This is a genomic window from Tigheibacillus halophilus (assembly GCF_042683165.1).
Taxonomy (GTDB): domain Bacteria; phylum Bacillota; class Bacilli; order Bacillales; family Amphibacillaceae; genus Tigheibacillus; species Tigheibacillus halophilus.
Window position 1 is genome coordinate 564,041 of record NZ_JBHUIZ010000003.1, and the last position, 24,957, is coordinate 588,997.

The 24,957-nt window shown below is 42.3% G+C and carries 24 protein-coding genes and 1 other annotated feature; of the genes, 23 read left to right on the forward strand and 1 reads right to left on the reverse strand.

Translation table 11 applies throughout. The features are described 5' to 3' along the window. The first annotated feature begins 150 nt into the window (after nucleotides 1–150). The 23 genes from ftsA (at nucleotide 151) to pyrE (ending at nucleotide 24,061) form a co-directional block, all read left to right on the forward strand. Nucleotides 151–1,431 (forward strand): cell division protein FtsA, encoded by a 1,281-nt coding sequence (gene ftsA, locus ACFSMW_RS03345; RefSeq protein WP_390352999.1) that lies wholly within the window; start codon nucleotides 151–153, stop codon nucleotides 1,429–1,431. A 113-nt stretch (nucleotides 1,432–1,544) separates the two neighbouring features. Beyond that, nucleotides 1,545–2,678, forward strand: a complete 1,134-nt coding sequence (ftsZ, locus tag ACFSMW_RS03350; protein WP_390353001.1) for a cell division protein FtsZ — start codon at nucleotides 1,545–1,547, stop codon at nucleotides 2,676–2,678. 354 nt (nucleotides 2,679–3,032) lie between these two features. After that, nucleotides 3,033–3,953: a sigma-E processing peptidase SpoIIGA gene (gene spoIIGA, locus ACFSMW_RS03355; protein WP_390353003.1), complete on the forward strand. Its 921-nt coding sequence runs from the start codon at nucleotides 3,033–3,035 to the stop codon at nucleotides 3,951–3,953. A gap of 22 nt (nucleotides 3,954–3,975) precedes the next feature. After that, complete coding sequence (gene sigE, locus ACFSMW_RS03360) at nucleotides 3,976–4,695, forward strand: RNA polymerase sporulation sigma factor SigE (protein ID WP_390353004.1); 720 nt, start codon at nucleotides 3,976–3,978, stop codon at nucleotides 4,693–4,695. Between the two features lie 120 nt (nucleotides 4,696–4,815). After that, nucleotides 4,816–5,595: an RNA polymerase sporulation sigma factor SigG gene (sigG, locus tag ACFSMW_RS03365; RefSeq protein WP_390353005.1), complete on the forward strand. Its 780-nt coding sequence runs from the start codon at nucleotides 4,816–4,818 to the stop codon at nucleotides 5,593–5,595. A gap of 345 nt (nucleotides 5,596–5,940) precedes the next feature. Then, on the forward strand, nucleotides 5,941–6,204 hold the full coding sequence (locus ACFSMW_RS03370) for a YlmC/YmxH family sporulation protein (protein ID WP_390353007.1): 264 nt from the start codon (nucleotides 5,941–5,943) through the stop codon (nucleotides 6,202–6,204). A gap of 95 nt (nucleotides 6,205–6,299) precedes the next feature. Then, nucleotides 6,300–7,112 carry a peptidoglycan editing factor PgeF gene (gene pgeF / locus ACFSMW_RS03375; protein ID WP_390353008.1) on the forward strand — a complete coding sequence of 271 codons (813 nt, stop codon included), beginning with the start codon at nucleotides 6,300–6,302 and terminating at the stop codon, nucleotides 7,110–7,112. A 16-nt stretch (nucleotides 7,113–7,128) separates the two neighbouring features. Continuing rightward, nucleotides 7,129–7,800 (forward strand): YggS family pyridoxal phosphate-dependent enzyme, encoded by a 672-nt coding sequence (locus tag ACFSMW_RS03380; protein ID WP_390353010.1) that lies wholly within the window; start codon nucleotides 7,129–7,131, stop codon nucleotides 7,798–7,800. 36 nt (nucleotides 7,801–7,836) lie between these two features. Beyond that, nucleotides 7,837–8,271, forward strand: a complete 435-nt coding sequence (locus ACFSMW_RS03385) for a cell division protein SepF (RefSeq protein WP_390353012.1) — start codon at nucleotides 7,837–7,839, stop codon at nucleotides 8,269–8,271. A 6-nt stretch (nucleotides 8,272–8,277) separates the two neighbouring features. Then, entirely contained in the window at nucleotides 8,278–8,538 is a 261-nt protein-coding gene (locus ACFSMW_RS03390; protein WP_390353014.1) for a YggT family protein, read from the forward strand. Nucleotides 8,539–8,555: 17 nt separating this feature from the next. Then, a complete protein-coding gene (locus ACFSMW_RS03395; protein ID WP_390353015.1) occupies nucleotides 8,556–9,329 on the forward strand; it encodes a YlmH family RNA-binding protein in 774 nt (257 codons plus the stop codon). A 77-nt stretch (nucleotides 9,330–9,406) separates the two neighbouring features. Continuing rightward, nucleotides 9,407–9,910, forward strand: coding sequence for a DivIVA domain-containing protein (locus ACFSMW_RS03400; protein WP_390353017.1), 504 nt, complete (start codon nucleotides 9,407–9,409; stop codon nucleotides 9,908–9,910). Between the two features lie 68 nt (nucleotides 9,911–9,978). Further along, nucleotides 9,979–10,213 (forward strand) — a binding site (T-box leader). Nucleotides 10,214–10,330: 117 nt separating this feature from the next. Next, on the forward strand, nucleotides 10,331–13,090 hold the full coding sequence (ileS, locus tag ACFSMW_RS03405) for an isoleucine--tRNA ligase (RefSeq protein ID WP_390353019.1): 2,760 nt from the start codon (nucleotides 10,331–10,333) through the stop codon (nucleotides 13,088–13,090). Nucleotides 13,091–13,286: 196 nt separating this feature from the next. Further along, the gene (lspA, locus tag ACFSMW_RS03410; RefSeq protein ID WP_390353021.1) at nucleotides 13,287–13,760 is read left to right on the forward strand and encodes a signal peptidase II; all 474 of its coding nucleotides are present in this window, start codon (nucleotides 13,287–13,289) and stop codon (nucleotides 13,758–13,760) included. Further along, complete coding sequence (locus ACFSMW_RS03415; RefSeq protein ID WP_390353023.1) at nucleotides 13,761–14,675, forward strand: RluA family pseudouridine synthase; 915 nt, start codon at nucleotides 13,761–13,763, stop codon at nucleotides 14,673–14,675. A 194-nt stretch (nucleotides 14,676–14,869) separates the two neighbouring features. Then, nucleotides 14,870–15,415 (forward strand): bifunctional pyr operon transcriptional regulator/uracil phosphoribosyltransferase PyrR, encoded by a 546-nt coding sequence (gene pyrR, locus ACFSMW_RS03420; RefSeq protein ID WP_390353025.1) that lies wholly within the window; start codon nucleotides 14,870–14,872, stop codon nucleotides 15,413–15,415. 259 nt (nucleotides 15,416–15,674) lie between these two features. Continuing rightward, complete coding sequence (locus tag ACFSMW_RS03425) at nucleotides 15,675–16,616, forward strand: aspartate carbamoyltransferase catalytic subunit (protein WP_390353906.1); 942 nt, start codon at nucleotides 15,675–15,677, stop codon at nucleotides 16,614–16,616. Continuing rightward, on the forward strand, nucleotides 16,555–17,832 hold the full coding sequence (locus ACFSMW_RS03430; RefSeq protein ID WP_390353027.1) for a dihydroorotase: 1,278 nt from the start codon (nucleotides 16,555–16,557) through the stop codon (nucleotides 17,830–17,832). The genes ACFSMW_RS03425 and ACFSMW_RS03430 overlap by 62 nt, the downstream gene beginning before the upstream one ends. 75 nt (nucleotides 17,833–17,907) lie before the next feature. After that, entirely contained in the window at nucleotides 17,908–21,090 is a 3,183-nt protein-coding gene (gene carB, locus ACFSMW_RS03435; protein WP_390353029.1) for a carbamoyl-phosphate synthase large subunit, read from the forward strand. Then, entirely contained in the window at nucleotides 21,087–21,842 is a 756-nt protein-coding gene (locus tag ACFSMW_RS03440) for a dihydroorotate dehydrogenase electron transfer subunit (protein WP_390353031.1), read from the forward strand. The genes carB and ACFSMW_RS03440 overlap by 4 nt, the downstream gene beginning before the upstream one ends. Next, nucleotides 21,842–22,753: a dihydroorotate dehydrogenase gene (locus ACFSMW_RS03445; RefSeq protein ID WP_390353033.1), complete on the forward strand. Its 912-nt coding sequence runs from the start codon at nucleotides 21,842–21,844 to the stop codon at nucleotides 22,751–22,753. The genes ACFSMW_RS03440 and ACFSMW_RS03445 overlap by 1 nt, the downstream gene beginning before the upstream one ends. Then, complete coding sequence (gene pyrF / locus ACFSMW_RS03450) at nucleotides 22,750–23,451, forward strand: orotidine-5'-phosphate decarboxylase (RefSeq protein ID WP_390353035.1); 702 nt, start codon at nucleotides 22,750–22,752, stop codon at nucleotides 23,449–23,451. Before ACFSMW_RS03445 ends, pyrF begins: the two co-directional genes overlap by 4 nt. After that, complete coding sequence (gene pyrE, locus ACFSMW_RS03455) at nucleotides 23,444–24,061, forward strand: orotate phosphoribosyltransferase (RefSeq protein WP_390353037.1); 618 nt, start codon at nucleotides 23,444–23,446, stop codon at nucleotides 24,059–24,061. Before pyrF ends, pyrE begins: the two co-directional genes overlap by 8 nt. 95 nt (nucleotides 24,062–24,156) lie before the next feature. Here the strand turns inward: pyrE and ACFSMW_RS03460 are convergent, their stop codons facing one another. Further along, a complete protein-coding gene (locus tag ACFSMW_RS03460; protein WP_390353038.1) occupies nucleotides 24,157–24,924 on the reverse strand; it encodes a class I SAM-dependent methyltransferase in 768 nt (255 codons plus the stop codon). Nucleotides 24,925–24,957: the final 33 nt, after the last annotated feature.

Below are 24,957 nucleotides of genomic sequence, written 5' to 3' on the forward strand. Positions count from 1 at the left end.
AATTTTACTTATTTATGGAATTACCTTATATAAGTTTCTTTTTTAAGCCAATTCCTATAAAATGATAGATTATATATGAATTGTATGTTTTTTTGCACTTGCATGAGAGATGAAGAAAACAAGATGCTTGAGAATCGGAGGTGCCTCTCTTTGAACAACAGTGAAGTGCTAGTTAGTCTTGATATAGGAACATCAAAAACGAAAGTGATCATCGGCGAAGTAATGAACGATTCACTTAATATTATCGGCGTTGGAATTGCCGAATCTAACGGAATAAAAAAAGGGGCAATTGTTGATATTGACCAGACTGTTTATTCCATTAAAAGCGCGGTGGAGCAAGCTGAGAGAATGGTAGGCATGCATATTGACAGTGTAGTGGTCGGTATTAGCGGAAATCACGTCCAATTGCAGCCTTGTCACGGAGTCGTAGCGGTACAGAGCGAAGACAGGGAAATCGGTGACGAAGATGTCGCAAGGGTGATTGACGGCGCACAAGTTGTTTCCGTACCTCCTGAAAGAGAAATCATCGACGTGATCCCGAAACAGTTTATCGTGGATGGATTGGATGAAATAACTGATCCCCGTGGTATGATCGGCGTACGTTTAGAAATGGAAGGGACAATCATCACTTGTTCCAGAACACTTTTGCATAATATATTAAAATGTGTGGAAAGAGCCGGACTGCAAATCGGAGATATATGTCTTCAGCCATTGGCGGCGGGTTCTGTGGCACTTTCCGATGATGAAAAAAATCTAGGTGTCGCCTTGATTGATATTGGCGGCGGCTGTACGACAGTTTCTGTTTTCGAGGATGGTCACCTTGCAGGAACCAGTATGCTGACACTTGGTGGCGATAATATCACGAAAGATCTATCAATCGGACTTCGCACATCAACAGTCGAAGCCGATGGCATTAAAATAGATCATGGTCATGCATTGTACAGCGACGCACATGAGGACGAGGTTTTTCAGGCAACCATTATTGGAAGCAATAACAAAGAAACTTTCAATCAATTGCAGGTAGCTGATATAATTGAAGCAAGACTTGAGGAAATATATGCTTATGTAGAAAGGGAAATCAGGAAGATGGGTTATCATGAGCTTCCTGGAGGATATGTGCTCACAGGGGGAACCATGAAAATGCCCGGAGTGTTGGAACTAGCGCAGGAATTATTTCAAGCCAATGTGCGCATAGCCATTCCGGATTACATAGGTGTGAGAGAACCACAGTTTACTGCTGGGGTAGGCATTTTACAATTTGCATACCGGAATGCGAAAATACAAGGGAAAGATATATTCCCTGCGATTGCTGGAGAGATTCCGGAAACAAAGACAAAGAAAGTTAAAAAACAGAGCAACAAGCAGGAAAAAAATGAGCCTAAGAAAAAAGAATCAGGCATTGCTAATCTTTTTAAATACTTCTTTGATTGATAGGATATTAGTATGGAAACAGAAAAAGTATGATTTGAATTGGCAACTTAAACACGGAAGACATTTTTAATTATTGGAAAATCGGCTGATTTTGCATATTAGGAGGAAACAGTATGTTGGAATTTGATATGAATATGGATCAACTGGCGACTATAAAAGTAATTGGGGTCGGCGGCGGCGGTAATAATGCTGTTAATCGTATGATTGAGCACGGTGTAGAAGGCGTGGAATTCATTGCTGTCAACACAGATTCCCAGGCATTGAATCTATCTAAAGCCGAAGTCAAATTGCAAATCGGCGGGAAACTTACTAGAGGACTTGGTGCCGGTGCAAACCCTGAAGTTGGTAAAAAAGCGGCAGAAGAGAGTAAAGAACAGCTTGAAGAAGTGCTTCAAGGTGCAGATATGATTTTTGTCACTGCTGGTATGGGCGGCGGCACTGGAACTGGTGCTGCACCGATCATTGCCCAAATTTCAAAAGATCTTGGTGCATTGACGGTTGGGGTAGTTACCAGGCCATTTTCATTTGAAGGAAGAAGACGTTCGACACAAGCAATTGGCGGTATAGAATCCCTGAAGAGTGCTGTAGATACATTGATTGTCATTCCTAATGACCGCCTGCTGGAAATCGTGGATAAAAACACACCGATGCTCGAGGCTTTCAGGGAAGCCGATAATGTTCTGCGTCAAGGTGTACAAGGGATTTCCGATTTGATTGCGAAACCGGGATTGATTAATGTCGACTTTGCTGATGTGAAGACCATCATGATTGATAAAGGGTCTGCATTAATGGGGATCGGAGTTGCGACAGGCGAAAGCAGAGCTACGGAGGCTGCCAAAAAAGCCATTTCGTCACCATTGCTGGAAACATCTATTGATGGGGCACATGGTATTTTAATGAATATTACAGGAGGCAACAATCTGAGCCTGTATGAGGTGCAGGAAGCTGCTGACCTTGTTACCACTGCTGCGGATGATGAAGTGAATGTTATCTTCGGATCAGTCATCAATGAAAACTTGAAAGATGAAATTGTTGTCACTGTAATTGCCACTGGCTTTGATGAGAATAAGAATATTCAACAGCAGCCAAAGCAGAGACCGTCGTTTAACCACCATCAGCATGCAGCAACCAAAATGCAGGAGGATATACCTCGGGAACCAAAACAGCCAGCTCAGCCTAAGCAGGATGAAGAAGCTCTTGATATTCCGGCGTTTCTGCGCAACAGAAATCGCAATCGCAACAGATAATGTTTTGCCAAAAGGGATGTTATTAAAGTCTCTGTGAAAATTTCATAGCCTATAAATGTAAAATCCACGAAGCATGTACAACACTTGCTTTGTGGATTTTTTATTGGATATAAGATTGCTTAAAACCGAAGATTTTTTCTGCCTGTTTGAAATATTTACAGACTAGAGCTCTAAAACTTTTATGTTCTAATTCCCGACAAACTCCCTGATAACTAGTTGAAATTAGTACCTGTATGGCTACAAGATATGACAGACTTTGCGATAGTGGCGGGTTATACTCTGAGTATACGAAAATGACATTATTTCATGTAAATAGCAACATGGACGTCGTATGCATAAGAAAGGGAGTGTGGGGTGGCGGTTTATTTAGATGTTGTCTGGGCATTGAATCTATTATTGGACTGGATGTTGATTTTGCTGACACAGGCACTGACTAGGGAAAAAACCAAGCAGTTCAGAATCTTCACTGGTGCGCTTTTTGCTTCGTCTATCGTCCCTGTCACTATTTATTTTCCCGATTCATTTTTAAATACCATTATCGGTAAATTACTATTTTCCATAGCTATTATTCTAATCTCATTTCGTTTTAACACGGTCAATCGCACCTTGAGGGTGTTAGCGATGTTTTACTTTGTGACCTTTTCAATTGGCGGAGGGATGATCGCTGTCCATTTTATAGCCCAACGGCCTGCTGTCATCAATCCAGACGGAATGTTGACCATGAATCAAGGTTTTGGAGACCCGGTCAGCTGGCTGCTAGTGTTGATAGGTTTTCCGCTTGTATGGTATTTTACCAAGCGTCGTATGGATAAACACGCTGCAGCAAAAATCAAATATGATCAATTATACCCTGTCAGTATCACGATAAGAGATGAGACATACTTGACTGACGGTTATATCGACAGCGGCAACCAATTAACTGATCCGCTCACAAAGAGGTGTGTCGTTATTTGTGATGAGATTTTCCTAAAGAATTGGTTCAGAGAAAATGAATGGGCTATGTTGAAAAAAGCACATGAACATCTTGAACTGGAAGCTATTCCAGAACGGTGGCAAGGATACATTCAACTTGTGCCGTTTCACGGGGTGGAAGGGAAGAATGGATTTTTGTTCGCTATTCGGCCCGACAAGCTTATGATTCAATATGGGAAACAGGAAGTCGCTGCAACCAAAGTGCTTATTGGCATCCAGTTTGGCAGACTTGCCAAAGATCAAACCTATCATTGTTTACTGCACCCGCAAATATTGAAGCTATATGCAGCGGATACAGCTTGATGAACAGAAGGGAGATAAAAACATGAAGATTTGGAAATTGCGATTGCAATTGTGGTGGTACAAGCTTCTGATCAAAGTTGGTTTGAAATCAGAGGAAATCTATTATATTGGCGGCAGTGAGGCCTTGCCGCCGCCGTTATCGAAGGAAGAAGAAAAAGAGCTCCTTATTCGTTTGCCAAAGGGTGATAAATCAGCAAGAGCAATGTTAATTGAAAGGAATTTGCGTCTTGTTGTGTATATCGCACGCAAATTTGAAAACACAAAAATAAATATTGAAGATTTGATCAGCATCGGAACAATCGGGCTGATTAAAGCAGTGAATACTTTCAATCCAGAAAAGAAAATCAAACTGGCTACATACGCATCCAGATGCATTGAAAATGAGATACTGATGTATTTGCGCCGAAATAACAAGGTGAAATCGGAGATATCATTCGATGAGCCTTTGAACATCGATTGGGATGGCAATGAATTGCTGCTGTCAGATGTACTTGGAACGGATGAGGATATCATCACCAGGGATCTGGAATCAAAGGTGGATAAGTCATTGTTAAAAAATGCATTGGAGCAGCTTAACGCTAGGGAAAAGCAAATAATGGAACTGCGCTTTGGTCTAGTGGGGCAAGAAGAGAAGACACAGAAGGATGTTGCGGATATGCTAGGTATTTCGCAGTCATATATATCCCGGCTGGAAAAGAAAATTATCAGGAGACTTCAAAAAGAATTTAATAAAATGGTCTAACCTTTATCCAATATGCCATGCCGCACTTTTTTTCGAAAGTGCGGCATTTCTATCTGCATAAAAAAACTCCTTGGCGGAGATACTGTCCATGAACAGCATCTCCATCCGGGAGGGTAAGAAATGACCAGACATAAAGTAGTAATTTGCGGAGTGGACACATCAAAACTCCCAGTACTTAAGAATGAAGAGATGAAAAAGCTATTTAAAAATATGCAGGCTGGGGATCTTTCAGCAAGAGAGGAGCTCGTTAATGGGAATTTGCGTTTGGTGTTAAGTGTGATTCAGCGTTTCAACAACCGCGGGGAATACGTCGATGACCTTTTCCAAGTGGGATGTATCGGACTGATGAAATCTATTGATAACTTTGATTTAAGCCATAATGTCCGTTTTTCAACGTACGCTGTACCGATGATCATTGGAGAAATCCGGCGATATTTGCGGGACAACAATCCAATTAGGGTGTCACGTTCATTAAGGGATACTGCATATAAAGCCCTTCAGGTTCGCGAAAAACTGATCAACAAAACATCGAAAGAACCAACTGCTATGGAAATAGCCGAAGAAATGGGTATACCGCATTCTGAAATTGTCTTTGCCATGGATGCGATCCAGGATCCGGTTTCATTATTCGAACCAATTTATAATGATGGCGGTGATCCAATTTTTGTAATGGATCAGATTAGTGACGATAAAGATAAGGATTCCACCTGGGTGGACAAACTTTCATTGAAAGAAGGCATGCACCGTTTGAATGACCGTGAAAAAATGATCCTGAATAAGCGTTTTTTTCAAGGAAAAACCCAGATGGAGGTAGCCGAAGAGATCGGGATTTCCCAAGCGCAAGTCTCCAGATTGGAAAAAGCTGCTATCAGTCATATGAATAAAGAAATGTTTGAATGAGACCGAAAAAAATAACTATTTTTCAAAACTTGAAGAAGAATCCACGAGGCATATTAAAATGCCTTTGTGGATTTTTCTTCAGTCAAAGCAATGGATGCTGCGGACGATACTGTATTTGTTTCTGCATCGGATGAATCAGTCAATCATAAGTTCAAATTACCGACTTACTATTTATGTCCTTCATTCAAAATAGATGTATAAACATTGCTTTTCTGCAAATATAAAATCCATTTGCTTCATGTAGCATGTTTCTAATGTTGAATAGCCAGTTGTCCTGAAATAAGTTAAGAAAGAAGAAAGAATAGCTTGCTGTCTGCATATAGATAAGCAAGGGAGTGAGTCATAATGCTAAAATTATCTGATCTGCAAGTGAAAGAAGTAATAGCTGTCGCAGATGGAAGAAAGCTTGGTAACATAGCTGATCTGGAAATAGACCCTGATAAAGGAAAAATTATCGCATTGATTGTCTATGATCGGGGAAAAAAGGGAGGAATGTTCGCAAAGGCGGAAGAGATGGTCATTTATTGGGAGCAAATCGTCACCATTGGAACAGACGTCATTTTAATCGCTGATCAGCATCAGTCAAAGCTTTTTATTTCAAATAATTAATAGCATTGATAGCATTTATTCGACAAGAATTTTCCAGATTGTTCATAGATATGATAAAATGATAGAAGGAAATGTTTGCTCAGGAGGAATGAATATTGTCAGAACCGTTGCAGCTTAATGGCAATACTTTACATATTGAAAAATGGGAAAAAAAACTTCCTGGCCTTACAGCTGGTTTTACCAGCCGTTGCCAAGGTGTCAGCAGTCTTCCCTTTGATTCATGGAATATGGGCTTGCATGTCGGTGATAAAACAGCCGATGTATTAGAGAACAGACAAAGACTCGCTGATAAAGTAAGAATGCCTTTGGAAAGTTTTGTGGCTGGTGAACAAGTTCACGGCACAGAAATCAAAAAAATCGGACAAGATGAAAAAGGATGCGGCGCAAAGCGGCTGGATACATCGCTGAAAAGCATTGATGGCGTATATACCAAGGAAAAAGGTGTTTTGTGCACAGCGTTTTTTGCCGACTGTGTCCCATTATTTTTTCTTGATCCTGTTTCAGGATTGATAGGCATCGCTCATGCCGGCTGGAGAGGCACGGTTGGGAGAATTGCTGAGAAGATGGTATGGAAGCTGACCGAATATGGAGCGACTAAATCTAGTCTTTTAGCAGTTATTGGGCCATGTATTTCAAAAGCGAATTACGAAGTGGATCATCAAGTAATCAGCAATATATCCGATAAAGATCAAGCAATCGCGGCAACTCCCCTTGCAAATGGAAGATTTTTGCTGGATTTAAAGAAACTTAACGCAAAAATTTTACATGATGCAGGTTTGCCTGAAAAAAACATAGCGGTGACAAATTATTGTACCTTCGATGATGAGACTTTATTTTTTTCCCACCGGCGAGATCAAGGCAAGACAGGCAGAATGCTCGCTTTTATCGGGTATCGTGATTATATTTGAGGGGAGAAAGGAAAGAATGGAAGTAGCAACGAACTTAGCAAATATTCGCAGCAGAATCGAAGCAGCTTGTGACAGAAGCAATCGAAACAAAGAAGATATTGTCATCATCGGTGTGACAAAATATGTTACAATAGAACGAACAGAGGAAACGATTAATGCAGGCATCAAAAATCTGGGTGAGAATCGTCTGGAAGGTTTTTTGGATAAATACCAGCATTTTCAGGATGAAGATGTGTGCTGGCACTTCATTGGAAGTCTGCAAACAAGGAAGGTAAAAGACGTTATTGACAAAGTGGATATGGTTCATTCTTTGGACAGAATGTCTCTTGCAAAGGAAATCAATAAGCGGATTGACCGTCCAGTTGACTGTTTTATCCAAGTCAATGTAAGTGGCGAAGAAAGCAAGCACGGTTTAATGAAAGAGGAACTGATGCAATTCATCGCAGACATTCGTCAGTATGAACATGTGCGAATCGCCGGGTTGATGACCATGGCTCCTTTGACAGAAAATGAACAGGTTATTCGCAATGTGTTCCGCGAATTGCGGGAACTGAGGGATGCAGTAAAAGAACAGGGGCATAGTCACGCCCCATGCAGATTTTTATCTATGGGAATGAGCAATGATTATGAAATAGCAATTGAAGAAGGAGCGACACATATACGCATTGGTACGGATTTAGTGGGCTAGTGTCATCTGGAAAACCAATTAGCGAGGTGAAATCGAATGAGCATTAAGAACAAGCTGAAATCATATTTCACAATGGATGATGAATACGAGTACATTGAGGAAAATGATGATCAGAAAGAAGAGGATTATGCACCAGTCGCTGCAAAACAGAAAAGAAATGTAGTCAATCTTGCCAGTGTACAGCAGCAAAATGTAAAGATCGTGTTATGTGAACCCAGAACATATGGTGAGGCTCAGGAAATAGCCGACAATATCGTTAATAGGCGAGCTGTAGTCGTGAATTTGAAACGGCTGGACAATATAGAAGCCAAAAGGGTGTTAGATTTTTTAAGCGGGACGATTTATGCTGTCGACGGCATGATGCAAAAACTGAGCAGCGAAACTTTTCTATGTGCCCCCGATAACCTGGAAATTTCCGGTACAATCACAGAATCCATTGAAGACCATGTAGATTACAATAAAGGATGGTAATAAAGCATGTACGAGTTATTCAGAATCCTGGAAACTGCCTTGAATGTTTACAGTTTCGTTTTGATCATATACATTCTCATGTCCTGGTTTCCTGGCGCAAGAGAATCCGCTTTTGGCGGAATATTCGCCAAGTTGAGCGAGCCATACTTGGAACCGTTTCGCAGAATCATTCCGCCAATCGGTATGCTGGATATATCACCGCTCGTCGCTATCATTGTGCTGCAATTGGCACAGAGCGGATTACGGACATTGGGTTATATGTTTTAAGGGAGCAACAAAAATAAATGGATATATATCAGCACTTTCGTAAAGAAGAACATGCTTTCATTGATCAGGTGCTTTCATGGAAAGATGATGTGAACCGGTCCTACAGAAATAAATTGACGGATTTTCTTGACCCTCGGCAGCAATTTATCGTTGACAGCCTTACAGGCAAGAATGATGATGTAAAGGTATGGCAATTCGGTGGCGGCCGTCATAGCGAAAGGCAGCGAGCGCTCATCACCCCGTTTTATGAACAGGTGCAGCAGGAAGACTTCGGTCTTTGTTTGCTTCAAGCTTCTTATCAGGAAAAATTCTCTACATTGACACATCGCGATGTATTAGGTACATTTATTTCATTAGGACTTAAACGTGACAAGCTCGGAGATATACAAGTGTCTAATGGGCTGATTCAAATGATTGTCGCTGATGAAATTGCAAAATTTGTCGTACTTCAGATGACAACAGTGAAGCGCATGAAGATCAGCATGGAGGAAAAGCCATTGTCGGCATATCGTGAACAGCCTTCTGTCTGGAACGAAATGGGCAGGACTGTTTCTTCCTTGCGCCTTGACACGGTGCTGAAGGAAATCTATCATGTGTCGCGCAAAGAAGCTTCAGATTATATTAAAAAACAAGCAGTGAAAGTTAATTTCAAGCTTGTAGAAGATGTGAAATTTCAGGTGTGCGAACAGGATATCATCTCTGTCCGTTCAAAAGGCAGAAGCAAATTAGTGAAAATTGAAGGTAAAACAAAAAAAGATAAATTCAAAGTGGTTGTAGCCACCTTGAAATAGTTGGTACATACTGTAAGAAGTTGTAAAAGAATGTTTGTAATATGGTAAAATGTAAAAAAATGTCAGGAGGTGGCGAGATGCCATTATCACCATTAGAAATTCACAATAAAGAATTTAACAGAGGTTTCAGAGGTTATGACGAAGATGAAGTAAACGGGTTTCTTGATCAGGTAATTAAAGACTATGAAACTGTTATTCGTGAAAATAAAGAACTGGATGCCAAGGTTGCGCAATTGACCGAAAGACTCGGGCATTTTACGAATATTGAAGAGACGTTGAATAAATCAATCCTGGTTGCACAGGAAACAGCTGAAGAAGTCAAGGGAAACGCCGCAAAGGAATCGAAGCTTATTATTAAAGAAGCGGAAAAAAATGCTGATCGCATTATCAATGAGGCGCTAAGTAAATCACGCCGAATCAGTATGGAAGTTGAAGAGCTGAAGAAACAAGCCAAGGTGTTCAGAACCAGATTGAAAATGCTTGTAGAGGCTCAGCTTGATCTGATTGACAATGATGATTGGGAAAAAGTACTTGATACAGATTTTGATGAAGAAGTTGAAATGGTCGAAACCAAGGCATAGACTTGACTTGATATATTTTTTTGCATATAATCTTAACACATAGATACAACAATAGCCGGCTAAATATGATAAATATGAAGACGGAGACGTTTGAAGACAAATCTGAACAGCGAGTTGGGGATGGTGTGAGCCCGATACAGAAATGCTTTTGAAACCATCACTCCCGAATTTCCCCGTGAACAGTTTTTGACAAAGTAGACTAAGTAATGGAGGACGTTTCATTCGCGTTAAGAATATTTGAGTGAATTCGATCGGATGATTCGAATTTATAAGGGTGGTACCGCGAGTCTTCTCGTCCCTTACCAGGGATGGAAGGCTTTTTTTGATAGGCAAATTTCATGTGCTCTGCTGCCCTATCATGATACAGGTCGAGATTTTCTAATCATATATCGGTTAAATACCGACCAAGGAGGAAGAATAGTGGATTACAAAGAGACATTATTGATGCCAAAAACGGCATTTCCAATGCGTGGCAACCTGCCAAACAAGGAACCGAAACGTAGAGAACATTGGACAGAAAATAACGTGTATGAAAAAGATTTGGAACGGACAAAGGGCAGACCAACCTTTATTTTGCATGACGGGCCACCGTATGCAAATGGTGATCTCCATATTGGTCATGCCTTGAATAAGATTTTGAAGGACTTCATTACACGCTATAAATCCATGTCAGGGTATTATGCACCCTATGTGCCGGGGTGGGATACGCACGGTCTGCCGATTGAAACGGCTTTGACCAAGAATAAAAAAGTGGATCGCAAAAAAATGAGCATAGCGGAGTTTAGACAGAAATGTGCTGAATATGCCATGAAACAAGTGGAAACCCAGCGTGAACAATTCAAAGAACTCGGTGTCAGAGCAGATTGGGAAAATCCTTATATCACGTTGAAGAAGGATTATGAAGCGGCCCAAATAAGAGTATTTGGTTCCATGGCGGAGAAAGGATACATTTATAAAGGTCTAAAGCCGGTATACTGGTCGCCGTCTTCAGAGTCTGCATTGGCTGAAGCAGAAATCGAGTATCAAGATAAACGGTCACCTTCCATTTATGTAGCGTTTGCGGTTAATGATGGCAAAGGTCTGCTGCAAGAAGGTGATAAATTCATCATTTGGACGACAACCCCTTGGACGATCCCTGCCAATTTAGGAATCAGCCTCCATCCCGACTTGGAATATGTGGTTGTCCAAGTAAATGGAAATCGATTTGTGGTCGCACAGGCACTTTTAGAGAATGTTGTTCAGGAGCTTGAATGGGAAAATTATGAAGTTGTTCAAACCTTTAAAGGCGCCGAAGCAGACAGAATCACTGCAAAGCATCCGTTTTATGATCGTGATTCCTTGGTAATGATGGGTGAACATGTTACGACTGAAGCAGGTACCGGCTGTGTCCATACAGCGCCCGGACACGGGGAAGACGATTTTTATGTTTGCAAAAGTTATGGTATCAATGCATTTTGTCCAGTAGACGAAAAAGGTGTCATGACGGAGGAAGCGCCAGGATTCACCGGTCTCTTTTATGATAAAGCCAATAAACCTATTACAGAAAAATTAGAAGAAACGGGTGCTTTGCTGAAGCTAAAATTCATCACGCACTCCTATCCTCATGATTGGCGTACAAAAAAACCGACTATTTTCCGGGCGACCTCACAGTGGTTTGCATCCATTAAAGATTTTCGACAAGAAATTCTGGATGAGATCAAACAGGTGAATTGGTATCCGAAGTGGGGAGAAACAAGATTGTATAATATGGTGCGCGACCGTGAAGACTGGTGTATCTCCAGACAGCGTGCATGGGGTGTGCCAATTCCGGTATTTTATGGTGAAGATGGTACGCCGATTATCACAGATGAGACGATTGAACATGTTTCAGGTCTGTTTGCGGAATTTGGTTCCAATGTTTGGTTCGAACGTGAAGCAAAAGACTTGTTGCCAGAAGGATTTACATCAAAACATAGCCCGAACGGCCATTTCACGAAAGAACAAGATATCATGGACGTTTGGTTTGATTCCGGTTCCTCACATGAAGCTGTGCTGCAAGGCAGGGAAGAATTGCGCCGACCTGCAGATGTATATTTGGAAGGAAGCGACCAATATCGCGGTTGGTTTAACTCTTCGTTGTCCACTGCTGTCGCAGTTACTGGAAAAGCGCCGTACAAAACGGTCATCAGCCATGGATTCACTATGGATGGCCAGGGCAGAAAAATGAGTAAATCTCTTGGTAATGTCATCGTTCCTTCAAAAGTGCTCAAGCAACTTGGGGCGGATATCCTGCGTTTATGGGTGGCTTCTGTCGATTACCAGGCTGATATGCGTATCTCTGATGATATTTTAAAACAGACATCTGAAGCGTACCGGAAAATCCGTAATACATTTAGATTTATGCTTGGCAACTTGGATGATTTCAATTCGAAGAAAGACGCACTTGCAGCTAAGGATATGGAAGAAATTGACTTGTTTATGTTGCATCGATTGCAGCAGCTCGTTAGAGATGTGCATGAAAGTTATGACCGGTATGAATTCTCACCAATTTTTCACCGTATTCATAATTTCTGTACGGAAGACCTGAGCTCTTTCTACCTTGATTTTGCCAAGGATGTGTTGTACATTGAAGCACCTGATAACAAACGACGCCGAAGCATCCAGACTGCTTACTATGAAATTTTGGTCACATTGGTGAAATTGTTGACACCTATCATTCCGCATACTACGGATGAAGTTTGGGAATATATCCCAGGTGTTGAAGAAGAAAGCGTCCAGCTGACAGATATGCCTAAGGCTCGGGAAGTAGAGGGCTTCACGCAACAGATGCAAGAAAAATGGCGCCATTTCATGGAAGTCCGTGACGATGTTTTGAAAGCTTTGGAAGAAGCCAGAGTGGAGAAGATCATCGGGAAATCGCTTGAGGCAAAAATTACCATAGTTCCCGAGGATGAGGAAACAAAAAGTGTATTAACACAAATGGATCACTTTCATCAGCTGTTAATCGTTTCAGAAGCTGCCATTGCTGATAAAGACGAAAAAGCCGAAAAGTACCGGCACACTGCAGTGAAAGTTGAAAAACATCCAGGAGAAAAATGTGAACGTTGTTGGGTGTCATCTGATAGTGTAGGAACAGATCATAACCATCCAACGCTTTGTGAACGCTGTGCAGAAGTTGTCAGCGAACATTATGATAAATAACAAGTCATGTATAACCCGCCGGAAGGTTCCGGCGGGTTCATTATTGGCCGGAAAAGTGTAAAAAACATCTTTTCGAAGGATATGGTTCCTGGTTTGTGTGGGATGGACAAATATATCCCGTGTTTTCGGCAACAAGCGTTTAAAATATGATAAAATAAACCCAAGTGATTAGAATTTACATATCGGAGGAAAACGAATGTTTCTGTATTATTTGATTGCTATCATCGTTATCGCACTGGATCAGTTAACAAAATGGGTCATTGTCAAAACAATGGATTTGTACGAGAGTATCCCGGTCATTGAAAATTTTTTCTTTATCACATCATCTCGCAACAAAGGTGCAGCGTGGGGAATTCTGCAAGAGCAAATGATTTTTTTCTATTTCGTGACGCTGATTGTCATTATCGGGGTTGTATATTTCATACAGAAATATGCTAAAGAAAGTATATGGCTTGGAATCGGGCTAAGTCTTATTCTGGGAGGAGCGATTGGAAACTTCATTGACCGGATTTTTCGCAATGAGGTGGTGGATTTTCTCCATTTTTATATTTTTAACTATGATTTCCCGATATTCAATGTTGCCGATTCATCTCTTTGCATTGGCGTCGGTTTCATTATTATAGCTACAATTATTGATGAATGGAAAGGGAAAAAGAAAGGATTGGCTTAAATGGTTGAGACGGCTGTATATGAAGTAGCTGAAGAAAACGCAAAAAAGCGGATTGACAAGCTGTTAGCAGAAATTCTTCCTGATGTCTCCAGGTCCCAAGTACAGACCTGGATCGACAAGGAAATGGTGACTGTAAACGGTAAACAGGTGAAGGCGAACTATAAATGCGTTCCAGGGGACCGAATCACCTGGACAATTCCGGAAACAGAAGAACCGGAAATCGAACCGGAAGACATACCTTTGGATATCGTTTACGAGGATAGTGATTTGATAGTTATCAATAAACCAAAGGGAATGGTTGTTCATCCTGCAGCTGGGCATTATGGACATACACTGGTGAATGCATTGCTTTTTCATTGTAATGACTTATCAGGTATTAACGGTGTGTCGCGTCCAGGTATTGTTCATCGTATCGATAAAGATACAAGCGGCTTACTGGTTGCTGCAAAAAATGATGGCGCCCACACGAGTCTTAGTGAACAGCTAGCAAATAAAGATGTCGAAAGAAAGTATGAAGCAATAATTCATGGGGAGCTAGCGCATGATACGGGACTAATTGATGCACCAATTGGAAGAGACCCAAACAACCGGCAAAGAATGGCGGTAATCGAAAACGGCAAGGAGGCGCAGACACATTTCAAAGTATTGGAACGCTTTCGAAACTACAGCCATATTGAATGCCGTTTGGAAACTGGCCGTACGCATCAGATAAGGGTACACATGAATTATATTGGCCATCCGTTAGTAGGAGATCCTAAATATGGCCCACGTAAAACCTTGGATGTGGCTGGACAGGCATTGCATGCAAAGGTTTTAGGCTTCAGACATCCAGCGACAGGTGAATTTCTGCATTTCGAAGCGGAGGCTCCCGAAATATTTCGGGATACATTGACAATTATAAAGAAGATGTCTTGACACTAAGGAATATCTTTGACATAATGAAAAAAATGAATTAGGATCCTTTAAGATAGTCCTGAGAGACTAAAAAGGAGGCGGAATCTATGTTTATGTAGCAGGCTCCTTATCTCTCTTACGGGAAAAGGAGTCTTTCATTTTGCAGAGGAATGCTTTCTTGCAAAATGGAATAACTGGGAATTGAGGAGATAATATTGAAGAAAAAGACCAACTTACTTGACCAGGCCGCGATCAATCGCGCATTAACGAGAATCGCTCATGAGATTTTGGAAAAAAACAAGGGTGGGGACGATATTGTCCTGGTCGGTATTAAAACAAGAGGCATCCCGCTTGCCCAGCGGCTCCAGGAGAAAATAAAAAGGATTGAAAACATGACGGTTCCTATTGGAGAATTGGACATTACGCTCTACCGTGATGATCTTGAAAAGGCAGTTGCGCAGGATGAGCCGGAAATCAAGGATAAAAATATCCCCGTAGATATCGGCCAAAAGAAAGTCGTTCTTGTAGATGATGTATTGTTCACTGGCAGGACGGTGCGGGCTGCGATGGATGCGGTGATGGATATTGGCCGGCCCTCTGCTATACAATTAGCTGTTCTTATCGATAGAGGACACCGGGAACTACCGATACGTGCTGATTTCGTTGGCAAGAATATCCCGACATCTGATAAAGAGATTGTTATGGTTCAGTTGGATGAGACCGATCAGGCGGAACAGGTCGACTTATTTGAAAGAACATAAAAGGATGCGTTTCCAAACACCTGCAGATTTACAGGTATGTATATGGATGTACTAACTTATGCAGATAGGAAGCGAGGCAGTACGAAAAAAAAGCAGTTAAAAAATGAAAATAGCTTGACCTTTAAATGAATCCAGAGAGGTTCACAAGGTCGCTCAGTTTTGATGCGCGTGTTTTGGCGTTCAAACCTCTTTGCGGCCGATGCAAAGAGGTTTTTTTATTCAAAGATAGCGGCCTTTACAAAAATGGAGGGATAAAATGATGAGACATTTTGAATCGCTTCACCAATTTTCAGTAAAGGAAATCATGGAGATGCTGGACTTAGCCAATCATTTTAAACGAGGGGGTGCACCTTCTTTCAAAGATAGCTATGCTGCAAATTTATTTTACGAACCAAGCACTAGAACAAAGAATAGCTTTATGATGGCCCAACATAAGCTTGGTATGAATGTATTGGAATTTGATGTGGATACTTCCAGTGTCAAGAAGGGAGAAACGCTATACGATACGGCAAAAACAATGGAGGCAATCGGAGCAGATTTACTTATTATCAGACATCCGGATGATCATTGGGCAGACGGGCTTCGTAATGGTATAGGCATACCTCTGATAAACGGTGGAGCAGGGAAGGTGGAGCATCCGACACAGGGATTACTGGATTTGCTTACAATCTATCAAGAATTTGGCCATTTTCAAGATTTAAAGATTGCTATATGCGGAGATATTGCCCATAGCCGTGTAGCACATTCCAATGCGGAGGTGCTGCAGCGAATGGGCGCTGAAGTCTACATGTGCGCGGCACCGGGGTTCGAGGATTTATCCTTGCCAATACCTTACATTACGATAGATGAAGCTGTAAATGATTGTGATGTAGTGATGTTGCTGCGTATCCAGCACGAGCGGCATGAAAGTCATTGGCAAACATCTTCTTATCTAGAAGATTATGGTTTAACTAAAGCCAGAGAAAAACAGATGAAAAAGCAAGCGATCATTATGCACCCGGCACCAATCAACCGGGATGTGGAGATTGATACAGAACTGGTGGAATGTCAGCGTTCCCGCATATTTAAGCAAATGGAGAACGGTGTATATACGAGGATGGCCATTATCACAAAAATGATGGAAGAATGGAGGATTAGCCATGCGACTGCTTTTGAAGAACACGAGGCAAATAGCGCCCACAGGGCAATTGCAAGCCTATGATGTACTGATCGAGGAAGGATTGATCAAAGAAATAGAAGCAGAGCTGAGTGAAAAGGCTGCTGATCATGTTGTCGATTGTAAGAAGAATTTGCTTGTTCCCGGTTTTATTGATGTTCACGTTCATCTACGTGAACCGGGCGGGGAGCATAAGGAAACAATTGCATCAGGCACGAAAGCCGCGGCTCGTGGGGGCTTTACCACAATTTGCGCTATGCCGAATACGGCACCAGTCCCTGATAGCGTAGTCAGCATGGAAGAGTTGCTTGGCAGGATAGCAGAACATGCGAAGGTTCGTGTATTGCCCTATGCCTCTATTACAAAAGATCTGCAAGGAAGGGAGCTTTCTCCCATCCGGGAACTTTCTAAACTCGATACATTTGCTTTTACAGATGACGGTGTCGGAATTCAGTCAGCTGACCAAATGCTGCTTGCAATGCAGGAGGCGGCCAGGGCGAAAAAGGCCGTTGTTGCCCATTGTGAGGATAACAGTCTATTGCATGGTGGTGTCATCCATCAAGGCAGGGCCAGCGAAAAATTCAACTTGCCTGGTATCACATCTGTTACAGAATCGGTTCAAATAGCCAGGGACGTTCTATTAGCGGAGGAGTCGGGTTGCCATTACCACGTCTGCCACGTAAGTACAAAGGAGTCTGTACGTGTGATCCGGGACGCAAAGCGTGCTGGAATCAAGGTAAGTGCTGAAGTGACGCCCCATCATCTATTGCTGAATGAGGAAGATATTTTAGAGGGAGATGCTAATTTCAAGATGAATCCGCCACTGAGGAGCATAGCTGACAGTCAGGCACTGCTGGATGGTCTGTTGGATGGCACAATCGATTTTATCGCCACAGATCATGCTCCACATGCAGAAGAAGAAAAAGCAAAAGGTTTTTTGGAGGCACCTTTCGGTATTGTAGGGCTGGAAACAGCTTTTCCATTGCTTTATACATACCTTGTCAGAACAAATAAGGCATCATTATCTCAGTTGATAGATTGGCTGACCATAAAACCTGCGACGGTTTTCGGTCTTTCTTATGGAAAGCTTGAAACCGCGAATATTGCGGATTTGACACTAATAGACCTGGATCACTCCAGTACGATTAATAAAGATACTTTTTTTTCTAAAGGCAAAAACACCCCATTTGAAGGCTGGAAGATATACGGGATACCAAAATTGACTGTTTTTGGCGGCGAAATAGTATATAAAAATCTCTAAAATCACATATTGCATAATTATTCCATTATATTTATAATTATACAATATAATCATACCTAAAGGGGTGGAGATAACATGCATGCAGAAAAAAAATCCATTAGAAAAGTTTTTGTGATTGGTTCTGGTCCTATCGTTATCGGTCAGGCAGCAGAATTTGATTATTCAGGCACGCAGGCGTGCCAGTCACTGAAGGAGGAAGGCTATCAGGTTATTCTGGCTAACTCCAATCCAGCAACGATTATGACGGATGATACGATTGCGGATGTAGTCTACATGGAGCCTCTGACAGTTCCATTTCTGGAAAAAATCATTGAAAGAGAGCAGCCAGATGCTATTTTGGCTTCATTTGGAGGTCAAACAGCACTTAATTTGGCAATGGAACTTCACAAGGCAGGAGTATTGGAAAAAAATCAGGTGAAACTTTTAGGGACTTCTTTGACAGCAATCCAAAACGCAGAAGACAGGGAAAAATTTAGAACATTGATGTACCGTCTGGGGGAACCTGTACCTGAAAGCAGTATTGTCACATCAGTTGATCAGGCTTTGATCTTTGCAGAAGAAAACGGTTATCCAGTCATGGTACGGCCCGCATATACTTTAGGTGGGACAGGGGGCGGAATCTGTGCAGATGAGAAAGAGCTGGTTCGTACTGTCAAGGCGGGTATATCACTATCCGCAGTCGGTCAGTGTCTGTTGGAAAAAAGCATCGCTGGTTATAAAGAAATTGAATTCGAAGTTGTACGAGATCAAAAAAATCAATCAGTGATTGTGTGCGGCATGGAAAATGTGGATCCAGTGGGTATTCATACTGGTGATTCAATTGTTGTAGCTCCTATCCAGACACTGGACAAAGAAGAACTGGAAATGCTCCGGTCAGCAGCATTGCGGATTGTGAGCGCGCTGGAAATCGAGGGTGCTTGCAATGTCCAATTGGCTTTACATCCATATAACCGTCAGTACTATGTGATTGAAGTTAATCCACGTGTCTCCAGGTCCTCAGCGTTGGCTTCCAAAGCTACCGGGTATCCAATAGCGAAAATATCAGCAAAGATTGCGATGGGTCTTTCTCTTGATAAGATTGTGGATCGGAAAACGAAAATCGCGTACGCATATGCAGAACCGGAATTGGATTACATCGTTACCAAACTGCCAAGATTCGCTTATGATAAATTCACTGAAGCGGATCGTACATTGCAGACACAAATGAAAGCAACCGGAGAAATCATGGCGATTGGAAAAAGTTTTTCAGAATCATTGCTGAAAGGACTGCGTTCTCTGGAGTACACCGCGCACGATTTAACCCTTGACAGTTTAAGGGAAACAGGAATAGAGGTACTCAAGGACAGATTGCAAAAGGCCGACGATGAAAGAATATATGTAATCGCGCAAGCATTTCGAAAGGGTGTGGACGTTGGGGAGGTGCATGACCTCACGCAGATAGACCACTACTTCCTGGAATGTATTCAAAACCTGGTTCATCTGGAGAAAGTATTAGCTAATAATCCATTATCGATCGACTATTTGCAACAAGCCAAAAGAATGGGAATTTCAGACGAAACAGTTTCCAGATGTTGGGGTGAAACGGAGGAAAAAATATATCAGCTGCGCAAAAATAACCACATGCTTCCTATGTTTGATCTTGTACATACATTCGAAGCAAGCGATGCCTTAAAGACACCATATTTTTATAGTACTTTCCTGCATGCCGAAAAGAAAAAGCCTGGACTGGAAAAAAAGAAAATTATCGTGATTGGGTCCGGTCCGATCAGGATTGGGCAAGGAGTAGAATTTGATTATGCGACGGTTCACTCGATCAATGCTATACAGGACATGGGCTACGAAGCAATCATCATTAATAATAATCCGGAAACAGTTTCCACTGACTTCAGTATATCTGATAAATTGTATTTTGAGCCGCTGACACTGGAGGATGTGATGCATGTCATTGATAAAGAAAGACCGCTGGGGGTTGTCGTACAATTTGGAGGCCAAACAGCTATCAATCTTGCCGCCGGTCTTGAAGCAAGAGGCGTAAATATTTTGGGAACAGATTTGCAAGCGATTGATCGAGCAGAAAATCGCCAGCAATTTGAACAGCTGCTGGATGATTTGGATCTGCAACATCCTTCGGGTGTAAGTGTCACCAATCAGTCAGATGTCTTCAAAGCTGCAGATCAGCTGGGTTATCCAATATTGGTTCGTCCTTCCTATGTAATCGGTGGAAGCAGGATGGCTTTGATCCACAATCAAAAACAGCTGGAAGCATATTTGCATAAAAATAGTTCCGTACAAGACTGCCACCCTGTTTTGATAGACAAATACATTACTGGAATCGAAGTGGAGATAGATGCTGTCAGTGACGGAAAGACGACTGTCATACCAGGCATCATGGAACATCTAGAAAGGCCGGGAATCCACTCGGGAGATTCCATTGCTGTTTTCCCTCCACAAAGAATCAGCAAAGCAAGCAAACAAAAAATTGTAGATGCGACTATCAAAATCGCTTCAGCACTGCCGATAATCGGATTGATAAATATACAATTCATCGTAAAAAATAATGAAGTGTTTGTACTGGAAGTGAACCCGAGATCGAGCAGAACAATACCTTTTTTAAGCAAACTGACTGGGGTGAATATGGCAAAGCTTGCCACAAATTGCCTGGCAGGGCAGTTGCTTGACGAAAAAGGCTATTCGTCAGGATTGTTGCCTGAAATAAAGTCTGTTGCAGTAAAGGTTCCAGTGTTTTCATTCACGAAACTGAAAAACGTCCATGTAACGCTTGGACCGGAAATGAAATCGACGGGTGAAGTGATTGGAATGGCAAATGATGCGGAAGATGCTTTAAGCAAAGGTCTATTAGCAGCTGGCCTGCCGGAAATGAAAGGGGAAAAGGTGCTGCTAGCTGTTACGGAAAACGACGAACCGCAAATCGTCAGTATTGCAGAAAATTTGATAGCACATGGAAAGCAAATTTTGGCTGCTGAAGGAACTGCTGTTTGCCTGAAAAATAAAGGTATCCAGGCAGACACTGTGAGAACGGAACATATCATTCATCTGCTTGAAAAAGATGAAATCGGTTTGATAGTTTTTGATGACGAACATGCAAACCAGGCGGAAAACACCTTTTTTGAAATTGGCAGAAAGGCTGTGGAACTAGGTGTTCTATGTATGACTTCTGTAGATACAGCACTAGCATATAGTAAACTGCTTGGCCGAGAAGTCTTGCAGATACAGGATAGGGAAGTGGTACATCTGTGAAAAAAATACAAAGAGTGGTTATTGAAGAGAAAAGGTGGATTGCCAAGGATACCATCGAGATGGTGCTCTTGAATCAATTTATTGCCAGGAACGCCATACCAGGACAATTTCTGCACATAGCCATCCCTGGAAATACCTTGCGCAGACCAATTTCGATAGCTGATACAAATGGCAGCCAGGGCACAGTGACGATTCTATTTAAAGTAATCGGGAAGGGCACAAGCCGGCTGTCGGAATTCACCGTCGGCACATACCTCGATGTCATTGGTCCACAAGGCAATGGTTTTGATTTGCAAGTGGGAGAAAATAGCACCATCCTTTTGGCTGGCGGGGGGATAGGTGTCCCCCCGATTCATTTTCTTGCTAAAAATCTGGCTGATAAAAACTGTCGTATGGTTGCGGTTTTGGGATTCCAGTCAAGGGACTATGTTTTTTATGAGGAGAAGTTCCAAAGCATATGCCAAACACAAATTGTCACCAATGATGGCTCGCAAGGGGTAGGCGGCTATATAACGGACCATTTGCCGCCAAAACAAAAAATAAATACATTTTACGGGTGTGGCCCGGTCCAGATGCTCAAAGTGCTTACTGTACGATTGGATGGCATAAAAGGCTACCTATCTGTAGAGGAACGGATGGGGTGCGGTGTAGGGGCTTGTCTTGCTTGTATGATTCCCGCGAATAACGGGAAAGGCTATAAAAAAATTTGCCGGGATGGTCCGGTCTTTTCAACGGGAGAGGTGAGCCTGTGATGAATTTGGAAATTGAATTGCCCGGACTGAAATTAAAAAATCCAGTCATGCCTGCTTCAGGCTGTTTTGGATTCGGCAGGGAATACAGTGAATTTTTTGATCTTGGCGAGCTTGGGGCAGTCATTATGAAAGCAGCGACTGCTAAGCCTAGATTGGGGAATCAAACACCAAGAGTTGCAGAAACGCCATGTGGAATGCTTAACGCAATCGGTCTGCAAAACCCTGGAGTTGAGCGGATCATCGATGAAGAAGTTCCTTTTCTGGCTGGGTTCGATACCTGTATCCTCGCTAACATTGCCGGCAGCACGCATGAAGAATATGAAGCAGTTGCAGAAGCGTTCAACCGGTCGGCTGAAGTGGATGCACTTGAGCTGAATATTTCTTGTCCAAATGTGAAAGAAGGAGGAATGCAATTTGGCAATAATCCAGCTATGGCGGCAGAGGTAACAAGAGCGGTCAAACATATCAGTGATAAACCGGTGTATGTAAAACTATCACCGAATGTCACTGACATCAGCAAAATGGCGCTTGCTGTGGCAGAGGCCGGCGCCGACGGCTTATCACTCATCAATACTTTTACAGGGATGCAATTTGATCTTGTGAAACGAAAACCGTTGCTTGCCAATGTCACTGGCGGTCTATCAGGGGCCGCCATCAAACCGCTCGCGGTAAGGATGGTTTATGATGTGAAAAAAGTCGTCGATATTCCGATTATTGGGGTTGGAGGTATTACAAGTGCAGAAGATGTGCTGGAATTTTTGCTTGCCGGTGCGAGTGCAGTGGCAATAGGTACCGCAAATTTTCAGAACCCGTTTATATGCCGGCAAATCATTAAGGCATTACCTGCCGTATTAAAGACATATGGATTCACTTCCGTAACCGAAGCGATTGGAAAGGGGAATATACAATGAAACGATCCGTATACTTGGCTCTGGATTTTCCGGATTGGACAGAAACAGATAGCTTTTTACATAGAAATGATTTGAGAGGCGTACCTGTTAAAGTAGGCATGGAACTTTTTTATAAGGAAGGAGTTCATGTCATCCAACGGCTGAAGGAGGACGGGCACCCGGTATTTTTGGATTTAAAGCTGCATGATATTCCGACAACAGTGGCCAATGCCATGCACAATCTGGCCAACCTGGGTGTCAATATGGTTACTGTTCATACACTCGGAGGAAGTGAAATGATCAGAAATGCAAAAGCAGCATTCAATCAAGGCGCTCAGCCAGGGGCAAAATTGATTGCGGTCACTATTCTTACTTCGATGGATAATCAGATGTTGCATTTGGAACTTCATATGGCTGGCAATGTGAAAGAGGAGGCTGTCCATCTTGCACAAGTAGCGAAAAACAGCGGAGCAGATGGAGTTGTCTGTGCAGTCAATGAAGCGGCAGCCATCAAACAAGCATGCTCCAATGACTTTCTGACAGTGACACCAGGGATTCGCCTCGACCGTTTACATAATAATGATCAAAAACGTGTGGCAACTCCGAGTGAAGCGATACGTAACGGAGCGGACATTTTGGTAATTGGAAGAAGTGTTACCAAGGCATCAGACCCGAAAAAAGCATATGAAAACGTGTTGGAGGAAATGGCTAATGCATGATAATCAAGCAATCGAAAAAGGCTTACTGGAAATTAAGGCAGTACAAATCAATCCATCAGACTGGTTCACATGGACTTCAGGTATAAAGGCCCCGATATATTGTGATAATAGATTAACGATGGGATACCCGCGACTACGCAGGAAAATCACCGAAAGTTTTGTGCGGATGCTAAAGGATGCTGAATGGGAACCAGATATCATCGCTGGATGTGCGACTGCCGGCGTCCCTCACGCTGCCTGGCTTGCGGATGTATTGGAATTGCCTTTGGTTTATGTCAGGTCTGAAGCAAAAAAGCACGGTAAAGGAAAGCAAATCGAAGGTATTGTCAAGCCTGGTCAAAAGGTGCTTGCTGTTGAAGATTTAATATCAACTGGTACTTCCTCCATCAAGGTTTCAGAGGCATTGAGAGAAGCCGGTGCGGAGGTTCTTGGTGTGTTTGCAATTTTTACATATGGCTTGGAAAAAGCAACGGCAAATTTTGCAAGGGCAAGCCTTCCATGGTATACTATTGCGAAATTTGATCAGCTGCTGGCGTATATGCTTGCAGATAAGCAATTAACCGTAGAAGAACACCAACAATTACTCGCATGGAGAAACAGTCAGGTTTAACAAAGCTCAAACCAGATGGCATGCAGCGCGTATGCCATCTGGTTTGGCCTTCAACGAAAAGCTTTGGCTATCAACATGGATGGGCATGCCTGCGCTTATGTTTTTTTACAAACAGCAACCCATTCGTCCAGACTGAATGATACGATATCTCCAGATGTATCATATACAATCTGGTAATAATTTTGTATTTCTTGGGGAGATTGCAAAATAAAATTGGTTACGTTTTGGATGTCTTCCTGTGAGCTCATCATACGCGATACCCATTCTTGATAAGGCAGGTTTTTTTTCCTCTTCTGTTCATATAACAATTGAAGTCCGTTATTTTCAAACAACGCTTCCCACTCGGAAATGTTTAATGACCTTACATGGCTGGGATCCCGCATTTTTTCCATTTTGTTGATGAAAAAATCGAAAGTGGCATATTCACTAGCAACATTATCCACCAATAGAAATTTCCCATTTTTTTTCAGTACACGCCGCGCTTCTGCCACGAATTTTTGCGGGGATGGAAAATGATGCGCGGCAATCCGGCAGGTGACAATATCAACATGATTATCCGGGTACGGTAGCTGTTCTGCATCGGCTTCGGCAAACACGATGTTATCGATATGTTTCAGATGGTCTTTAGCAGCAGCGAGCATCTCTTTTGTTAAATCTGTTGCAATTATACGTTTCACCTTAGCCGCAAGGTATTTTGCGGTATGTCCACCTCCGGTCGCTATATCCAATGCAACCATATCTTTTTGTGGTTTTAACAATGCAACAAGCGCGTTCAAATCCTCTTTTTTGGAGTGAGTGCTGCTAGTGACATAGCTTTGCGCGTTTTCTCCGAACTGTTTCTTTGTCAAATCTTTTTCATGCAACCTGATCATCCCTTCCTTAAATCTTTCCTTTAG

Excerpts from the sequence above, each read along its gene's own strand:
- ACFSMW_RS03385 (WP_390353012.1), top strand. The coding sequence starts at position 7,837 with ATGAGCATTAAGAACAAGCTGAAATCATATTTCACAATGGATGATGAA.
- lspA (WP_390353021.1), top strand. The coding sequence starts at position 13,287 with ATGTTTCTGTATTATTTGATTGCTATCATCGTTATCGCACTGGATCAG.
- ACFSMW_RS03370 (WP_390353007.1), top strand. The coding sequence starts at position 5,941 with ATGCTAAAATTATCTGATCTGCAAGTGAAAGAAGTAATAGCTGTCGCA.
- ACFSMW_RS03425 (WP_390353906.1), top strand. The coding sequence starts at position 15,675 with ATGAGACATTTTGAATCGCTTCACCAATTTTCAGTAAAGGAAATCATG.
- ACFSMW_RS03390 (WP_390353014.1), top strand. The coding sequence starts at position 8,278 with ATGTACGAGTTATTCAGAATCCTGGAAACTGCCTTGAATGTTTACAGT.
- ftsZ (WP_390353001.1), top strand. The coding sequence starts at position 1,545 with ATGTTGGAATTTGATATGAATATGGATCAACTGGCGACTATAAAAGTA.
- sigG (WP_390353005.1), top strand. The coding sequence starts at position 4,816 with ATGACCAGACATAAAGTAGTAATTTGCGGAGTGGACACATCAAAACTC.
- sigE (WP_390353004.1), top strand. The coding sequence starts at position 3,976 with ATGAAGATTTGGAAATTGCGATTGCAATTGTGGTGGTACAAGCTTCTG.
- pyrE (WP_390353037.1), top strand. The coding sequence starts at position 23,444 with ATGCATGATAATCAAGCAATCGAAAAAGGCTTACTGGAAATTAAGGCA.
- ACFSMW_RS03415 (WP_390353023.1), top strand. The coding sequence starts at position 13,761 with ATGGTTGAGACGGCTGTATATGAAGTAGCTGAAGAAAACGCAAAAAAG.
- carB (WP_390353029.1), top strand. The coding sequence starts at position 17,908 with ATGCATGCAGAAAAAAAATCCATTAGAAAAGTTTTTGTGATTGGTTCT.
- ACFSMW_RS03430 (WP_390353027.1), top strand. The coding sequence starts at position 16,555 with ATGCGACTGCTTTTGAAGAACACGAGGCAAATAGCGCCCACAGGGCAA.
- ACFSMW_RS03400 (WP_390353017.1), top strand. The coding sequence starts at position 9,407 with ATGCCATTATCACCATTAGAAATTCACAATAAAGAATTTAACAGAGGT.
- ACFSMW_RS03380 (WP_390353010.1), top strand. The coding sequence starts at position 7,129 with ATGGAAGTAGCAACGAACTTAGCAAATATTCGCAGCAGAATCGAAGCA.
- ACFSMW_RS03395 (WP_390353015.1), top strand. The coding sequence starts at position 8,556 with ATGGATATATATCAGCACTTTCGTAAAGAAGAACATGCTTTCATTGAT.
- ACFSMW_RS03445 (WP_390353033.1), top strand. The coding sequence starts at position 21,842 with ATGAATTTGGAAATTGAATTGCCCGGACTGAAATTAAAAAATCCAGTC.
- pyrF (WP_390353035.1), top strand. The coding sequence starts at position 22,750 with ATGAAACGATCCGTATACTTGGCTCTGGATTTTCCGGATTGGACAGAA.